Genomic DNA, 17,686 nt, shown 5'->3' with positions numbered 1-17,686 from the left:
TCATAGGCACTCGGCAAACTTTCAGTTATGATGAGGGTGTGAACATGATCAACTAACAGAATGGAGCAACCACCATGACAATGACATCATTCACGAAAGCGCTGCTTGGTTGCGCCAGTCTCTTATTCTTGCTGAACTTAGGGACTCAGACGACGGAAGCCAGGGAAAGTCAATTTACTAGAGATGGAACAGGGCCCCTCTATTGGAGCACTTATGAATATCAATACACAAATAATGCACCTATGAACGAGGCAGAATGGAAGAAAAACATTGATTGGATTGCAAGCGATTACAAAGCATCGGGCTATGACATGATAGCCTCCGATGGCTGGATTGAAGGTGCTCAACGCACAAATGAGAACGGTTACATTTTGTCTCACAATGATAACTGGCAGCATGACTGGGCTTATTGGTCAACCTACATTCAAAATAAAGGCATGAAGCTCGGTGTTTACTATAACCCGTTGTGGGTAACGCGGAGTGCCGCGGCAGATCCAACGAAAACAATCGTCGGAACGAACTACAAAATTAGTGAGATTGCCAGTTCCGCAGATAAATTTAATGATGATTTGTATTGGGTAGATGTTACGAAACCCGGCGCCAAGGCGTATATTCAAGGGTACGTGAATTACTTCAAACAGCTAGGTGTTCCCTACCTGCGAATTGATTTTTTGTCTTGGTATGAAACCGGAACAGATAAAGGCAAGACGATTGGGGTTAATCATGGCTCAGAGAACTATCAGACGGCTTTAAAGTGGATGCAGGAAGCAGCCGGCGATGATATGGAACTAAGTCTCGTAATGCCTCATTTGAACAATCATGCTGCTGGCGAACTGCCGTATGGTGATATGGTCCGAATCAATGAGGATCTCGCCCATGGCGGTTGGGAAAACTTAAGCGGTCAACGTCAAAATTGGGTGAACAGCTGGTCGCAGTGGGCCAATCCGTTCCAAGGATTTACTGGATTTTCCGACATCGCTGGCCGCGGTTCCAATATGATTCTGGATGGGGATTTCATCCGCATGAATACCTTTAAAACAGATGAAGAACGCAAAAGCATCATTCAATTATTCACCATGGCGGGTTCACCCATAGCGATCACGGATCAGCATTCCACGATTGGCAATTTCGGAAGCTTTTACAAAAACAAGAACATGCTTGCGCTCCATAATCAAGGGTTCGTAGGCAAACCTTACTATAATAATGGGCATTCATTTAGCAGCGATCCAGGGGCAAGGAACTCAGAAAAATGGCTTGGACAATTACCAGATGGCAGCTGGGTTGTCGGGTTATTTAATCGATCAGATGGGACAGCCACTCGTTCGGTCAATTATTTGAAAGATTTGGGACTGACTCAATCAGCGAATACAACCGAGCTCTGGACAGGAACTAGCCTTGGCAAACTTACTGCCTACAGCCCGACCCTTGTGAAACATGCATCAAAAGTTGTGAAAATCGAACCGGAAGGCACGAAAGCGAGTTATGCTGCTGAGGTTGCTACTTGGATGGGCGGTACGCATTTTAATAATAACTATGCGGGTTATCAAGGATTTGGTTTTGTCGATGGGTTGGGATTGACGGGGGCTAAAATTGTCTATGCAGTCCAAGCAGCTGAAGAAGGTGTCTATGCGCTCTCCTATCGTTATGCAAATGCTTCAGGGATGAACAGCACTCTTCATGTAAGCACAACCGATGAGAAGGGAGTTGTGGTTCAACCATCGCGGGCAGTCACGTTCGGTTCGACTTCAGCTTGGAATACATGGATGAATCAGAATGATCGCATTCATTTGAAAAAGGGTGTGAACCTGATCACCTTAGAGCGTACAGCCTCAGATACGGGTGAGATTCATTTGGATGGTCTTGTGCTCGACAAGAATCGGTTAGCCAACATTGACTCTTCGCTCGTGCAAAATGGGGATTTTGAAAGCGGTGACATTCGAGGATGGTCGGAATGGCATCCAGCAGGTCAGACCGCAAAGTATGGTGTTGATCCTCACGATGCGTATAAAGGTAAATACAAGCTCTATTTCTGGGACACCAAAGCCTATAAGCAAAGCATTCATCAGAAATTAACTGGACTTCCGAATGGATCCTATACCGTTAGCGCATGGGTTAAAGAGACGTTATATGGAAACAAACCGACGACAGTCCGGATGGAGCTTAGTGAGCATGGTGCAAAGACCATATACAAGAACATTAGTCCGACCAAAGGGTATCAACGCGTTCAAGCCACTGTTAACGTAACGAATGGCAGCTTGGATATCGGCTTCTATGTGGATTCACCGGGGTTAACTTCTTTGCAAATCGATCAAGTTTCGATTGAGAAGATGGACTGATTGATTCAAAATGGACCTGGCTGTTTAGCCAGGTCTTCGTTTGTTCTGCGTTAAGCTCGGATGCCGAGCCTAACGTAAGCCAAAACTGTGGAGTGGCTTGTATTGTAGCCTGAGTAGAAAAACATCGTCTCAGGCCATATATAGGATTAGGATGGTCAATCCTCCCCTATTTGCCCCAAAACAAATCCCCAGCCTATTGTGATATTTATCGCATGGCTGGGGTTTGGGTTTCTATAGACAGCCAATTACTAACGAAGATAACGCATAAGCGGCTGGATATTTTGCTTCTTTATGCTATCTACGACCAGCTTGGCGATGGCAATACCGCCTCTTTCCTGAAAATGTGTATTATCCTCTGCGCCTTTGGGGAAGTTAGGGAACTCACCCGGCCACGCCCACATGAATATTGCTTTCGTTTCTTCCGGACCTAGTGCTTCAAACAATTGCCTGCTCTCTTCTGCCAAATCTATCAAGGGAACGTTTTCTTCCTCTGCAAGCTGCTTCATCGCGGTAATATAGTCACCATGCGTATCTATGATTTTACCGGCACTGTCAAAAAATCTTCGCTGAACTGGCGTTACTAGAATCGGGGCCGCTCCCCGCAATCTTGCCTCTTGTATGTAGATGTTCAAATGCTCTTTATACGTTGTAAAAGGGGATGTAGCCCGCTCTGCATCCAGCTTCTGATCGTTATGTCCAAACTGAATGAACAGGCAGTCATTCGCATTCATCTGGTCAAGGATGGGTGCCAGGCGTCCTTCCTCCAAAAAGCTTTTGGAGCTGCGGCCTGATACCGCATAGTTGGCTACAGCGGCGTCCGCTTTAATGAAAAGCGGCAGCATTTGTCCCCAACCCGTGTACGGATAACCATCCTGCGGTTGATCGGTAACGGTGGAATCACCGACGATATACAAGTTTGCCGCTTGCGGTGCCGAGGTAATTTCTAATGCATTAATTCTCGGGGCCACACCAGAGAAAGTAAGTCTCAACTGTCCGTCTGCCACATGAACGGTAAAGCTGCTAGTAACAAACTCTCCTGATGCTGTCAGAACATCGGTCAATACAAGTCTTCCTGGCCCCGCCTTCAATCCCGTACAAGTTGACGTTATAAGGTCCCCCATGAGTGTCTGAACCGTATAGCTGCCATTCGGCACGTCCACAATAAAGACAGCACCAACCGGAATGCAAAAATCTTGACGGAGCGCCGCGGGACGCCCTCGATCTCGCTCAAACACCGTTGAACCATCCAGAAAGCCATAGCCCATTTTCTCATTGTAATACGTTTGACCGCTAATTCTCGTGTACCCTTCTTTTGTACAGCTTGAACTCTCTTCTGGACCGAAATCGAACCTGAAGTGTACGCTCATCAACGTTACCTCCTACCAGTCTTTGCGATTAAGCAAGGATGCTAAGAAAGTAAGCCCTAACCCCTGTCCCCAGCCTTGAATCCGTTTGTAGGGAACCCCTTTGTAACCGTCAATATCTCTCATTACCGCTGTTCCAGCTGAAACATGAGTGACTGTCCCATCTTCCGTGATGCGTGAAAGTATACCTTGAATGGATTTGTTCGTATATTTGTTGTAGAGAGGACCTGAACTGATAAGCGCCGCCGCGATACCAGCAGAACCGCTTGTTTCCAAATAAGCAGCTTTGTCTGTCAATACGGTATGCCACAGTCCACTCTCATCTTGCAAGCGGACAAGTGCGCTCAATTGATCACGCAGCGAGCCCTCGAGAATCATAAAAGAAGGATGCGTCACATGCACCAGTCTCAGCGCACGAGCCATCGTAATTGCTGCCCATGCATTGCCACGTGCCCAGAATATACCGGACATATGATTTTGTGCTAGATGATCCCAGCCGTGATAGTACAGATTAGTTGTCATATCTTGCAAATAATTCTCGTGACCGTGATATTGCTTCAACCCATCTTCAAAATAATCGTCACGCTTTAGCACAGAACCGATCCGCAAGAGGAAGTAGCCTGCCATGAACATGGTGTCCACCCATGCCTGCTGCGGAAAGTTATAGGTTTCCGAGTTCACCGTATGCTGGAATATGCCTTCTCCGAAACGCTCCGCCTCATGCTGAAGGAATTCAGCCATTTGTGAAGCAATTTCGATATACCGATCTTCACCGGTTTCTTTGTACAGTGTCAGCAAGGAGTGTCCAATTGAGATCCCGTTAACGGACAGCTTAGGCAAGCCATCCTCCAGCTTCTCATCGATCCAATCTTTCAGCAGTTGCAGATATTCCTCCTTGCCCGTCGCTTCATAGGCTTCGGTTACGCCATAGAAGGCTACGCCGCCCGGCCAATCCCAATTAAAGTCCATTCGGAACGTTCTATGGACAACACGGTCAATCACTTTGCGAATTTCATCTGGATCAAATTGTAAGGCTGGCATCTCTTCATTTCCTCCCTGTAGTTGGCTATTTTCTGTGTTCGTAATCATCTCTTCTTATCCTTTCAAACCGCTCGTCGAAATTCCGTCAACAATGTACTTCTGGAATATGATGAAAACAACGAAAATCGGGACAAGTGATAACGTCGACATGGCAAACATGCCACCCCAGTTATTCAACGACTCGCTATCCAAGAAAAGCTTCAATGCTAAGGAAACCGGATATTGACTCGGATTGTTCAAATAAAGCAGTGGTGTATAGAAATCATCCCATCTCCAATAGAAGGAGAAGATCGCCGACGTCACGAGTGCCGGAACAATTAAAGGTACAATAATTTTGTAAAAGATGCTGTACTTGCTGCAGCCGTCCATTTTCGCGGCTTCATCCAATTCTGGCGGAATCGTACGAATAAACTGCATGATCAAGAAGATAAAGAATGGAATCCCAAAAAACTGCGGGACGATAATCGGTTTAAAACTGGATAACCAGCCTATTTTGGCAAATAAAACATATTGAGAAATAATCGTTACGTCATGAGGAAGCAGCAAAGTAAGCATAACAGCCGAAAACCAGAATTTGCTTCCAGCAAAACGAATCCGGGCAAATCCATAACCTACCAAAGCGGAGGAAACCACCGCACCTATCGTCGAAAGAATAACAATAATGAACGAATTTTTCATGAATGTAGCAAACGTATTGCCTGCAAACCCTTTCCAGCCCGACACATAATTGTTCCACTCGAGCCGACTTGGGATCAGACTGGTAGCCGTTGTGTAAATTTCATCATTCGGCTTCAGTGAGCTCGCGACCAGCCATAGGATCGGATAAATCGCAGTTACTGCGATGATACATACGATGAGATGATATAGCACTGTCTTGACATTTTTCGCTCGTAAAACCATTGTTTACCCCTCCTAGCTTTCGTAATGAACCCAATATTTCGATGTTTTAAAAATCACTAAGGTGATGAGTCCGATCAGGATCAGCATGAACCAAGCCATGGCCGAAGCGTAACCCATTTCGAAGAAGACGAATGCTCGATGGAATAAGTAAAGTGAATACAGCAAGGTATTGTTCAGCGGCCCGCCCTCCCCATTGGAAATGATGTAGGCCGGAGTAAAGGTTAAGAAGCCTGATATCGTTTGCAGGATTAAATTAAAGAGAATGATCGGACTTAACAAAGGCAAGGTAATATGAAAAAACTTGCGAATGGGTCCTGCGCCATCTACACTGGCTGCCTCATAATAGGTACCAGGAATATTCTTTAGTCCGGCAAGGAATATCAACATGGAGGAACCGAATTGCCAAACCGATAACAGAACTAAAGTACCAAGTGCTGTAGCTGGGTAGCCAATCCAGGATATAGTGGTATGGATGCCAATTGTATCTAGGAAAGCATTGATTAGTCCTTTATCTCCGAAAATCTGACGCCACATGATGGAGACTGCGACGCTGCCGCCAATCAAGGATGGTAAGTAATACGTGGCTCGGTATAACCCAATCCCTTTAACCGCGCGATTCAACAGCATGGCAACGAGCAGAGCGATAATGAGTCTGGATGGGACAGACGTAAGCACATAAGTTAGTGTCACTCGGATGGAATCCATGATTTTGTCGTCATCCGTGAACATTTTCTCGTAATTGGAAAGTCCCACCCATCTTGGAGCCGATAGCAAATCGTACTCGGTAAATGAAAAGTACAGCGATGAAAACATCGGAAACAGCGTGAAGATCAGAAAACCCAAGATGAATGGTGATATAAACACATAACCGACTATGTGATCATTTTCACGTAGTTTCATAGTTCCACTCCCTTACATTCGTCAATTTCTATTTATTTGGGAGGGCAGCTTGCATGAAGCTACCCTTTAACCCCTTTGTAAAGCTTTTCAAAAAATTCTTACTTCTTATTTTTGGCGAGAACCGCGTTGGCATCGTTCATGAATTTGGCTGCGGCTTCCTCCACTGAGAGCTTCCTATACAAGATTTGTTCTTGCATATCCCGAAGCAGCTTGCTTACTTCTGCAGCCCCTGGCGGATCTGGCGGATCCATGGCACTGCTGTTCAACTGCGCCCAAGCGACGTAGTCATAGACTTTCTGATCTGCCTCTGTTAGTAGGGGTTTCAAACCTTCCTTAACGGCAGCCGAAATCGGAATCCCGCGGTCTCCATGTATGAGTTTATTTGCTTCCAAATCATTAATAAACCAAGAAATAAATTTAGCTGCTTCCGTTTTCTGCTTTGAGCTTTTCGAAATTGAGAACAGCATCGTCGGCTTCAAATAAAGTCCTTGCTTCCCATTTGGACCTGGCATCCCTATCATGTTCAATGACTTGTTAGAGGCCTCCTGCAGAGTTATGAATTGATTCGACCACGCCATCGTCATGAACCCATCGCCGAGGGCAACCGGATTCTCCTCCGGTGTCAATTTGGTTAAAGACTCTTTATCCCAGTTCCGCATGTAGCCGGCATCGTACCATTTGAGATACATCGTGAAGTAATCTATAAAATATTGGGGATCGCTATAACCAAGACTCGTACCATCCGAGCTAAAATAGTGCTGATTATGCGTACGCAAGTAGTAAGGAAAGAACTGATCGAATCGCATATGATCAAGCACTTTGCCTTGTCCTTTCATTCGCTTGGCGATTTGCTCCAGATCAGACCAAGTCCAGTTCACAGGAATCGAAGCAATACCGGCCTGCTTCAGCAGCGCTGCATCGAAGGTCGCTCCCATCGCATTCACCCCAAGAGTAATGCCGTAAAGCTTGCCGCCAATTCGTCCAGCGTCTATCGTTTCCGGTGAGGCTGAACGAACATCTAGCGTTCCGTTACTCGTAAGCTCATCTAAATCTTCCAGCTGATTCTTCGAACTGTATTGATTTAAGTACGAAATATCCATCTGGATAATATCCGGTAGTTGGTTGGCCGCGGCTTGCGGTGCCAGCTTTTTCCAATAATCATCGAAGCCGGCATATTCCGTATCGATCTTCACGCCAGGATTCTGCTGTTGGTACATCTCTATCAGCTTCAAGGTGTAGTCATGTCTGGCTTGACCGCCCCACCACGCGATTCGAAGCTTAACGTCATGCTTGCTTTCACTTTTCGCCGTTTCTATCGTTCTTGATGACCCAGTTCCCCCATTCGCTGATTGCTGACTCGAGCTGCATCCGATTATGGTAAACAGCAACATGACTAGGAGCAGGACTGGTATTGGTATGCGTTTCATAGTTAGCTTCCCCCTATGAGTCACCTGCGCTCCACACTTCTTATTATCAGCTTGGAAGAGCGAAAGTTGAATCTAATTTACCGCGATAAATGTTCAAAAAACAGTGAAAACAAGATTATAGCGTCAACTTCTTATACTCGGAAGGAGCGCAGCCTGCGATCTTTTTAAACACTTGAGAGAAGTATTGCGGATTGTCGCCAAAACCAAGCTGTTCCGCTAGTTCGAACATTTTAACATCATCATGATGTCTAATAATCTCCATTGCTTTCTTAATCCTTACAGTAACCACATAGTTAGAGAAACGTTCACCCGTTTCTTTCTTGAACAATTTCCCCAGGTAATCCGGGTTCATATACAGCATCTGGTGAGCTACCCAATTGAGAGAAAGTTCAGCGTTGGCTAGCTCCGAATTAACAATATCAATAACCTTTTGAACGACTTGCGAATGTTTATTTTTATTTTGTTCAAAGTTAATAAGCGTGATTTCGGATGCGATTTGCTTCAGCAAATGGATGCTCGCTTGCAGGGTTTCCAGTTGAGATATTTGACTGATCAGCCCCATGTAATGATTCATTTGCTCTTCCGCACATAGTCGCGTCATGGAAATAAATATTTGAATGACATACGACTTGGTCGTCTGAATATCGAGTCGGGAATTTGCTAGTTGATCGTGAAACGCATCAATGCTCACTTCTGCTTCCTCCCAATTGCCCGCCCGTATCGGGAACAGAATCCGGTCTTCGTCATAGACGAAATCAGCTTTGCTCAGAAGGGTGGAATCCAAAATATCTCGCATCGTAATCAGCCCGCCTTCACCGAGATAAAAGCGATGGCCCAAACAATCAAGCGCTTGCAAATAAAGGCGTCTCGCCTCTACGATGTCTCCTGATTCACTTAAGGCGACAGTCGTATCAATTTTGTAATATAGCATAAAAATGCGCCTTATCTCTTTGATTTGCTCCTGTAATCGCTCCATATCTTCCTGATCCTCAATCATAATCAGAATTTGTTCCGCAATGGTTGAGCTTAGCAGAGTTTCATCGAGAATATCCTCAGCAATATTTTTCACGGCAAAAAGATGCTCATATTCGAACTTGTCTTCCAGACGGAAAAGCAATAAGCGCACTTTCTTCCCGCTGACCTGCAGCCCAAATAAATCCTGATAATAATCCCAATCCCGGCTTCCATACGACTTGTTCGTCACGAACTCCTTCAGAAACTGTTCCTTCACATGGGGCAGTACCTTCCGCAAATTCGCCTTCATCGACTGAATAAAGCTTTCCTTGCTCTCTTCCTGCTTATATTCTGCAGCAATTTCGCTTAAAGCCTTCAGAATGCTGTTCTCGTTGCATGGCTTTAATAAATAATGCTTCACCCCATACTGCATGGCGATTTGGGCATATTCGAATTCATCGAATCCTGAAAGCATAATGAACCGGATGTGCGGATGGGTTTCTTTTACTCGGGCCACAAGCTGGAGTCCATCCATACCAGGCATACGAATATCACTAATAATGATGTCGGGTGCATGTTCACACACGAAGGCGTAGGCTTCAACACCATTTCGCGCTGTTCCAACTAACTGTGTATCCACCGAATGCCAGTCCACAATGGAAGAAATACCCTCCAGAATCATCCGTTCATCATCAACTAACAGCACTTTATACATAAACAATTACCCTCTTTTCGTATTAGGAATACGGACTGTAATGCGAGCACCGCCGTCCACGCGATTATCAACTTGGATGCCGAACACATCGCCAAAGGACAGCTTGATCCGTTCATCAATATTTTTCAGACCGATACCTGTCCCTCTGGATTTACGTTCTCCTGTCAGGATCTGCTCTAAATAGGTTTCATCAATACCGGGTCCATTATCTTCCACGATGAGCAAAATGTATTCGCCTTCTTCTCGACCGATAATTTGGATGACACATGGTTCTAGCATGACTTCTACCGCATATTTAATCGCATTTTCCAAAAGCGGCTGCAGCGTCAGTTTCGGTATACTATTGCTTCTTATTAGTTCCGGAACATCGAGTCTAAAATCAAGCCGTTCCTCAAATCTGACCCTTTGAATCGTAATATAATGCTGCACAAGCCGAAGTTCATCTTCCACAGAGATGATATCCTGCTTTAGGCTAATCGACGAACGGAGCAAATAACCGAGGGATTCAACCATTTGGGACACTTGCTTCTGTCCATTCATCTTGGAGATCCAGTTGATTGATTCAAGCGTATTGTACAGAAAATGCGGATTAATCTGCGCCTGCAGGGAACGAAATTCAGTTTCTTTGATGATCAACTGTTTCGTGTAGTTCTCTTTGATCAGCTCTTGAATACGCACTAGCATCATGCGATACGTACGCTGCAGCAAGCCTACCTCATCCATCTGCTGTGATAATGGTGCGAGCGTTGGCAGTTCGGACCTCTCTAGATCACTAATTTGCAGGCCGCGCATGTTGGTAATTAAGCCTTCTATCGGCCGTGTTACGCTTCTTGCCACTGTCATCCCAAATCCGACAAGGAGGAAAAAGCTAAGCAGGAATGCGGCAATCATCCAGTTTTTCATCAAAATTATATGATAAAAGATGGTTTGGAAGGGCAGCGTGTTGTAATACGTCCAGCCCAAATAATCAGAGTGAATATGGGAAACGAAATATTTCTCTCCGTCCTGTTCCATAATGCGAAAACCCTTGGATGCCGACTCCGCTGGATTGCCCTCACTAAGCAAGGATTTCATACTAGCTGCTCGCGGGTATACTAAATTCCTGTCTGATACAATGACGAGTTCGCCGTCCCTTGTTACGGCTTCTCTTGCGTATTGGTTAACAATTTTGTCTAAATTCACATGCAGCACCAGGGTGCCCAGCTTGTTAAGCTCCAATTTTTCGAAGGAACGAATTTGTCTGGCAGCAATTAAACTATAATCCTGCGCATCCGGGTTCACCCACCCCAGAGTGCCATTGCCTTGGTCAGCCGTCGTTTGGATAAGGTCTCTCCGCTCTGATGAGAGCGTCGTCAAATTTCCGCTGGAATAGCTGCTTCCCTTCACATCGGTTATATCTGCTGCAATGATATACGTCTCAGAATTAATGTATTGCACAAGCCGATCCACAAGCTTGGCACGTGATTGGATACGATTGTAATCGGATTCATCCGCGTTCATCACGATCAAATTTTGCTGGATTTGTTCATCCGACATGATACTAAAGGTCAATCGTTCCACTTTATTTAACTCGTTCTCTATCAAGGTGGATGATAGATTCAGAACTTGAGATGATTTCTCATAAATTTGCTGATCATAAATGGAATAGGCAATCTGGAGCCCCACCAATGAGATGCAAGAACTGACAGCCATAGATATTGTAATGAGCAGAAACAACTTCGCTTTAATACGCAGATTGCGTATTTCATTAAACCACTTGCTTATGCCTGATTTCATGCAACGTCACCACTTTTCTTCGCTGAATAAGGTTCATGTTGGAGAGAGTCTTCGTGATGGATGTTCCAATTCCCTTTAAGGATAACAAAAAAGGATGCTGGAAATAGTAACCAGACATCCTCTTCGGTTTAAGAAATTAGGCATTCTCCAACGAATTCTAGCGTTTACTTCTCTTCAGTACCCGAACTCCGTAAGGCTGGAGCAGCAGGCTTGAACTGATCTTCACAGACGACGCTGGATCCGAGGCTAGCATGTCCGTATAAGCTTGTTCATCCAATGTAATGGTGTGGGTTTTACCGCTAAAATTCATGAGGAAGATGAACTCATTCACACCGTCCGTACGAATTTGAGCTGTAACCTCTGCAGGCAGCTCTGTTTGTAGAGCACCATCGATCCCAGCTTCTTTAAGAATCTGCTTATAGAAGCTGCTCTGGAAAGATTGATCTGTACGAGCTGCGATATAGTAGGCTTTGCCTTTACCAACTGCATTGACTGTCAACGCAGGTCGGCCTGCATAGAAGTCATCACCATAGATGGCAAGAGTCTCGGCACCTTCTGTATGAATCAGCTCGCACAGCTCGCGAATCTCATATTCACCTGTGATTTGAAGAGCGTTGCCCTCCGTGAAGAGGACACGATTCACCTCATGATCATGCAGTCCGTCGATTTCCTCAGACCAGATGCCAAGCGTTTTGCGAAGCGGTCCTGGAAAGCCGCCTTGGAAGCAAAGGTCATTCTCATCCACGATGCCAGACCAATACGTAGTGACGAAGGTTCCCCCATTCGCGACAAACTGCTCGATTCGCTCTCCGACTCCCGGGCGTACCAAATATAACATTGGCGCAAGAACCAGCTTATATTTGCTGAAATCACAGTCCATATCAATAACATCGACAGGAACACCTTGTTCCCAAAATGCGCGATAGTGACTTAAAACCGTTTGTTCATATTTGATTCCCATATTACGAGGCCCTTGCGAATCCTTAACGGCCCAGCGATTTTCCCAGTCGAAAATTAATGCCGTTTGTGCGGGCACTCGTGTCCCGATGAGATCAGACAGCTTCTCCAAAGCGCCGCCAAGCTCAGCTACATCTTGAAATACACGCGTATGCTCATGACCAACGTGATCTATCACCGCTCCATGCAGCTTCTCGCTGGCTCCGCGGCTTTTGCGCCACTGGAAATACTGAACGGAGTCAGATCCATGTGCGACAGCTTGCAAGGAAGAAAGGAGATGCATGCCCGGCTTCTTCAGTTTTGAAATGGGCTGCCAATTCGTTAAGCTAGGTGTACTCTCCATTAGCAGGAAAGGCTTACCGCCACCAAGCGAGCGAAACATATCATGGTTGAGCGAGAACCATGCGGCTAGATTGCTTTGATCCGCCACATTGTGCCAAGTTGGATAAGCATCCCATGAGATGACATCCAGTACAGCGGCGAACTTCCAGTAATTAAGACCTTCGTAAGCGTCCATGAGATTTGTCGTTACGGGCAGCTCGGTATTTTCCGCCTTCAGCGGAGCGATTTCATGACGGCAGAAATCAACCGTTTGATCTGTCACGAACCGTTTCCAATCTAAATTCATCGCATGGACAAGATTCTCGCCATGCGGTGCAGGAGATTCAATCTGCGACCAATTCGTATACGTATGGCTCCAAAATGAAGTCCACCACGCCATGTTCAGAGCATCCAGCGTTACGTATTTGCGCTTCAGCCAACCGCGGAAAGCTTCCTGACAATAGTTACAGTGGCATTCCCCACCATATTCATTGGAGATATGCCAGCCCACTACGGCAGGATGCTGCGCATAGCGCTCTGCCAACTGCTTGTTCATGATCGTGACTTTCTCCCGATAGACTGGGGATGTATAGCAATGATTATGACGCGCACCGAATAAATTGCGCACCCGGTTAGGACCTACCCGCAGCACTTCCGGGTATTGCTCCGCCATCCATGCCGGTCTGGCGCCACTCGGGGTAGCCAACCACGCATAAATGCCATTGGCCGCGAATTTGTCCAATACACGGTCAAGCCAATCGAAGGTGAACACACCTTCCTCCGGCTCAAGCGCTGACCAAGCAAAAATGCCGACAGCCATCACGTTACATTTGGCCAGCTTCATCATACGGATATCTTCTTCCAACACATGTGGATCGTGCTGCCACTGATCAGGATTATAATCGGCCCCGTGCATGAAGACGGGTAATTTCGGGCTTATTGGCGGATACTTCTGTGACAAGATGATCACCTCTAGGATAAATGTATGGACTCATATTGGGTTCATTGCATCCAAGTGTAACAGGTTCACCACTACAATAATACCCGACAAAATATCGATTACCCGTCATTTCTTTCGATTTTACTTGCGAACCATTTGTTCGACCAACGCTGGAAATCAGCTATATCAACGAGACCATCGTTGTTTATATCGGCCTTAGCTATGGATGCCCCCAATATTTGATCCTAGCAATGTTGTATTTCGTACAACAAAAAGCTAGTTAAGCCGCGATAATCTCTCGATTGTTGCAGTAAATACAACATTTCTCCCTAAAATAGCTCCATAGAAGGAAATAAGGCAGAATTGTTGTACAACGTACAACATTGACAGCTTGATGAGAAGAAACCAACGAAATTGTTGTACTCCGAACAACAATCGATCTTATAAACCAATGAAAAGACAGTCAGACTGGACTCCCCTCTGCTCGCTCAAACCAGTAACCAATAAACAAAAAAGAGCCTACCCGAAGGTAAGCTCCACATGGAAAAAACTAATTATTACTCATAAATCACGACGGACTTTGTTTCTGCTTCCCATTTAACAGTCGCTTTTAGAGCTTCGCTAATGAAACGAACCGGTACAACCGTGTTACCTTCAACGATAGCCGCAGGAACTTCCAATGTTACTTCTTTACCGTCTACAGTAGCTTTCGTGCTATCGATAAAGAGCTTCACTGTAATGCCGTCACGAGTAACCGTTACTGAACGTTCTTCCGCGTTCCATGTTACTTCAGCTTTTAATGACTCCGAAATCGCACGGAATGGTACCAATGTGCTGCCATCTTTAATGAAAGGATTAACTTCCAATGTAGGCTCTTCACCATTCACATACAAAAACACGCCTTTTTTCCCTAGCTTTTCAAAAAGTTTGCCCAATTTCTTGTAGGATTGCAAGTTCTTTATGTTTGCTTTTACGGCTTCCTTTTGAACATAAACCGCATCGGTTACACTACCCTGCTCGTCCAAAACATCGGCAACAGCAGTAAGTGCAGCATCACGATCTACAATTGCATCAAGTTCAGCCTTTAATTCAGCGCTAATGTGAGTACCGTAGTTAGTTAAAAGAATATCGGCAATAACAGCTCCGGCTGGCTTATCTTTTACATTTTCGATCGCTTTAAGAAGACCTTTATACCCGTTTTTGCCTTCATTGCCATAGGTATCAGAAGTTACAGTTGCATCAGTACCTCCATTAACCTTCACATTCAGTTCTACTGCTGGTTTGGACGAATCCACTTTATCCGCATTGTTGCCATTCTCGGATTTTGCAAAGGCAGATCCTGTCATAAGGCTAGTTACAACAACGCATGTTGCTGTGATCATCCAAGTCTTGTTCATTTTCATAATAACGACTCCTCTGTTGTGATTTATTAACTCCCTAACATATTCGACATATTTCCTGTTTTTGGAGGGGTCCATTAAAAAGAGTTAAAAAAGTCCGCCTCCTGAAATCAGGAAGCGGACCTTTCTTCAACTTATTTTTTCGCAATCAACGGATTTGCTTGATTCTGCATTTCAGCAACGACTTTATCGATGCCGGCTTGCTTCAACTTATCATTGAACACTTTCAGACCATGCTTTTCATCGTTAGGATCAACCAAACCGTAGAAGAGCGGCTTACCGTAAGTATCCATCACGTTGCTTACCGCGGCAACTTCATTTTTCACTTTGGAATCATCAAATGTATACGTTTCTAATGGATGGTTGACCGTTACAGTTTTCTTCCAATTTTCTGTAAACTTTTGCGTTTCAGCAGCAACCGTGGAATCCAAACGCTCATGCATGGAGTTCCAACCCCATGGACACGTACCGCCCGGAGGGAAATCAGCAGAAGCAGGAAGCGGTTTGAACTGATCGTTTCCTACAGCCTCGTAGTGCTTGCCTTTAATCCCATAGTTCGTCAGGTCATGAATTTCCGGATCATAACGAAGTAAGTCAATCGCCATCAAACCACGTTCGTAGTTTTTCGACCCTGCATGAATGGACATCCCATTGTTGATAAATGGATTGGATAGACGTTTTTTATCTGCGCTCAAATCATAAAGTTCTACTTTCCAATCTGGATGCGTAGTTTGCATCTCGGATTTTGCACGCAGTAAAGTACCTAAGTTCCACTCTACGGAAGCTAGCTTGCCGTCTTTGAACGCTTGTGTTTTGTCAACTTTGTTGGCAATCGCATCTCTGGACCAAGCACCTGTTTTTTGGGTGTCATACATTTTCTTAGAGAAAGTTGCAAACTCCGGCGTATCGACAAAGTTGAATAATTTGCCAGAACCATCCGTTACTTTATAAACGACAGGCATCTGAGGGACTACGAAGTTCCACTCATTCGGTTGAACCAATTCAACAGCATTAAATTCACTAACACCGATACTCGGTTTGAAATCCTTCTCTTTCTCAGCAACCGTTTTCAAATAAGTCACATAGTCAGCGTACGTCTTCAGCTCCGGCAAATTGTGCTTTTGACGCAAGTCTCCACGGATACCGACCATATGGTAGCTATACTCAAAATTATTTTGTGGAACCATATAAATTTTACCGTTGATCTTCGCTTGCTCCCAAGCTACTTTTGGCTGTTCTGCCCATGTTTTCGGGGCAAACTTTTTAATCATGTCCTCTGTCAATTCCATGAAGCCGTTTTTCGTAGCTTGCTGAGCGTAGTAGGACCAAGTGGCCGAGAACACAAGATCGAAATCCTCGTTAGCTGCAAACATAAGCGGATATTTCTGTTGATACTCGCCCCAATCGAGGAAGCTAACATCCAGCGTTGCGTTAATCTTTTGCTTCATCAATTTATTGACTTCACCATAAACCTCATCAAAAGCTTTTGGCTTGGAACCAAGCAAAACCATTTTCAGCTTTACTTCTTTACTTGTATCAATCCCATTACTTGAAGTTGCGGAAGCGCTTGCTTGAGGTGCCGTAGAAGCACCTGGTATCGGTGATGCATCCTTCGTGCCACAAGCAGTAAGAACAGTACCCATCACGAAAAGTGATGCTAGACTGAGTGTCGCTAATTTCTTGGTGTATGCCATTTTTTTCTCCCCTTATAAAAGATAGATAATTTATGATAACCGGGAATTTGAATTCCCGGGGTTATCCTTTTACAGCTCCAACGGTCAAGCCTTGCACGAAATAACGCTGAACGAACGGATATAAGAAGATGATCGGTCCTGTGACAAGAATGGCGAGCGCCATTTTCAAACTTTCACCAGGCAATTCCGTAACCTGCATACCTGTAATAGCCATAACCTTACGAATGCCTTCGAGATTGCCCAGCATTTTATAAAGTAAATATTGCAGGGTATACAGTTTCTCATTCTGTACAAACAGCAAAGAGTTAAACCAATCGTTCCAATAATTTAGTGCGGTGAAGAGTCCAATCGTGGCCAATCCAGGTTTGGCTAGCGGTAGAATTAAACGGATAAAAATCGTGAAATCCCCTGCTCCATCAATCTTCGCAGATTCCGTAATGGCGTCTGGTATGCTCCGCAAAAACGTTCGTAAAATGATGATATAGAAAACGTTCAAGAGGGGCGGTAAAAGCAGCGACCAGAAGGTATTCTTCATGTGTAAATAGTTAACCATTAAGATGTACCAAGGTACAAGGCCGCCATTAAAAAGGGTTGTGAAGTAGAAAAAGAAGGAAAATCCGCCACGCCACTCAAAATCCTGACGTTGAAGGACATACGCGGCCATCGCTGATATGAATAGTCCCACAATCGTCCCCGTTACGGTTAAAGCAATCGTTAACAGATAAGAGCTAATAAATTGCTGCGGATGTTTGAGCGCAAAGGCATAGGCATCCCAAGAAAATTCCTTGGGCCATATTCGAAAGCCATCACTCGTAATCGAGGATTCGCTCGTTAACGAGCCGCTAATAATAAGAATAAAAGGGATTAAACAAGCCAAGCTGATCAAACTGATAAACACATAGCCAATAACATCCAGCATCCGCTGATCGATGTGAATCTTTTTAACACTCGTCGTACTCAT

Annotated in this window: 12 protein-coding genes; 1 reads left to right on the top strand and 11 read right to left on the bottom strand. The window is 45.0% G+C overall.

What is annotated here, in order from left to right; genetic code table 11:
- Positions 1–74: 74 nt before the first annotated feature.
- Positions 75–2,336 (top strand): carbohydrate-binding protein, encoded by a 2,262-nt coding sequence (locus QFZ78_RS36750; RefSeq protein ID WP_307554868.1) that lies wholly within the window; start codon positions 75–77, stop codon positions 2,334–2,336.
- Between the two features lie 248 nt (positions 2,337–2,584).
- Here QFZ78_RS36750 and QFZ78_RS36745 read toward each other — a convergent pair whose 3' ends face one another.
- The 11 genes from QFZ78_RS36745 to QFZ78_RS36695 all read right to left on the bottom strand — a co-directional run bounded on the left by QFZ78_RS36745 (position 2,585) and on the right by QFZ78_RS36695 (position 17,686).
- Complete coding sequence (locus QFZ78_RS36745; protein ID WP_307554866.1) at positions 2,585–3,703, bottom strand: rhamnogalacturonan acetylesterase; 1,119 nt, start codon at positions 3,701–3,703, stop codon at positions 2,585–2,587.
- 12 nt (positions 3,704–3,715) lie between these two features.
- A complete protein-coding gene (locus QFZ78_RS36740; protein ID WP_307554863.1) occupies positions 3,716–4,741 on the bottom strand; it encodes a glycoside hydrolase family 88/105 protein in 1,026 nt (341 codons plus the stop codon).
- A gap of 54 nt (positions 4,742–4,795) precedes the next feature.
- Entirely contained in the window at positions 4,796–5,641 is an 846-nt protein-coding gene (locus QFZ78_RS36735; protein WP_307554860.1) for a carbohydrate ABC transporter permease, read from the bottom strand.
- A 12-nt stretch (positions 5,642–5,653) separates the two neighbouring features.
- Positions 5,654–6,541, bottom strand: a complete 888-nt coding sequence (locus tag QFZ78_RS36730) for a carbohydrate ABC transporter permease (protein ID WP_307554857.1) — start codon at positions 6,539–6,541, stop codon at positions 5,654–5,656.
- 98 nt (positions 6,542–6,639) lie between these two features.
- Entirely contained in the window at positions 6,640–7,968 is a 1,329-nt protein-coding gene (locus QFZ78_RS36725; RefSeq protein ID WP_307554855.1) for an ABC transporter substrate-binding protein, read from the bottom strand.
- A 115-nt stretch (positions 7,969–8,083) separates the two neighbouring features.
- Positions 8,084–9,637, bottom strand: a complete 1,554-nt coding sequence (locus QFZ78_RS36720; RefSeq protein ID WP_307554853.1) for a response regulator — start codon at positions 9,635–9,637, stop codon at positions 8,084–8,086.
- A 6-nt stretch (positions 9,638–9,643) separates the two neighbouring features.
- Positions 9,644–11,413: a cache domain-containing sensor histidine kinase gene (locus tag QFZ78_RS36715; protein ID WP_307554851.1), complete on the bottom strand. Its 1,770-nt coding sequence runs from the start codon at positions 11,411–11,413 to the stop codon at positions 9,644–9,646.
- A 157-nt stretch (positions 11,414–11,570) separates the two neighbouring features.
- Positions 11,571–13,607, bottom strand: coding sequence for a beta-galactosidase (locus QFZ78_RS36710; protein ID WP_307556092.1), 2,037 nt, complete (start codon positions 13,605–13,607; stop codon positions 11,571–11,573).
- A 581-nt stretch (positions 13,608–14,188) separates the two neighbouring features.
- Positions 14,189–15,034 carry a copper amine oxidase N-terminal domain-containing protein gene (locus QFZ78_RS36705; protein ID WP_307554849.1) on the bottom strand — a complete coding sequence of 282 codons (846 nt, stop codon included), beginning with the start codon at positions 15,032–15,034 and terminating at the stop codon, positions 14,189–14,191.
- Positions 15,035–15,165: 131 nt separating this feature from the next.
- Entirely contained in the window at positions 15,166–16,725 is a 1,560-nt protein-coding gene (locus QFZ78_RS36700; RefSeq protein WP_307554847.1) for an ABC transporter substrate-binding protein, read from the bottom strand.
- Positions 16,726–16,786: 61 nt separating this feature from the next.
- Positions 16,787–17,686 carry a carbohydrate ABC transporter permease gene (locus QFZ78_RS36695; RefSeq protein ID WP_307554845.1) on the bottom strand — a complete coding sequence of 300 codons (900 nt, stop codon included), beginning with the start codon at positions 17,684–17,686 and terminating at the stop codon, positions 16,787–16,789.

Source organism: Paenibacillus sp. V4I5, assembly GCF_030817255.1.
GTDB lineage: Bacteria > Bacillota > Bacilli > Paenibacillales > NBRC-103111 > Paenibacillus_E.
Note: the sequence above shows the minus strand (reverse complement) of the source record. Positions and strands in the feature narration are given on the sequence as shown.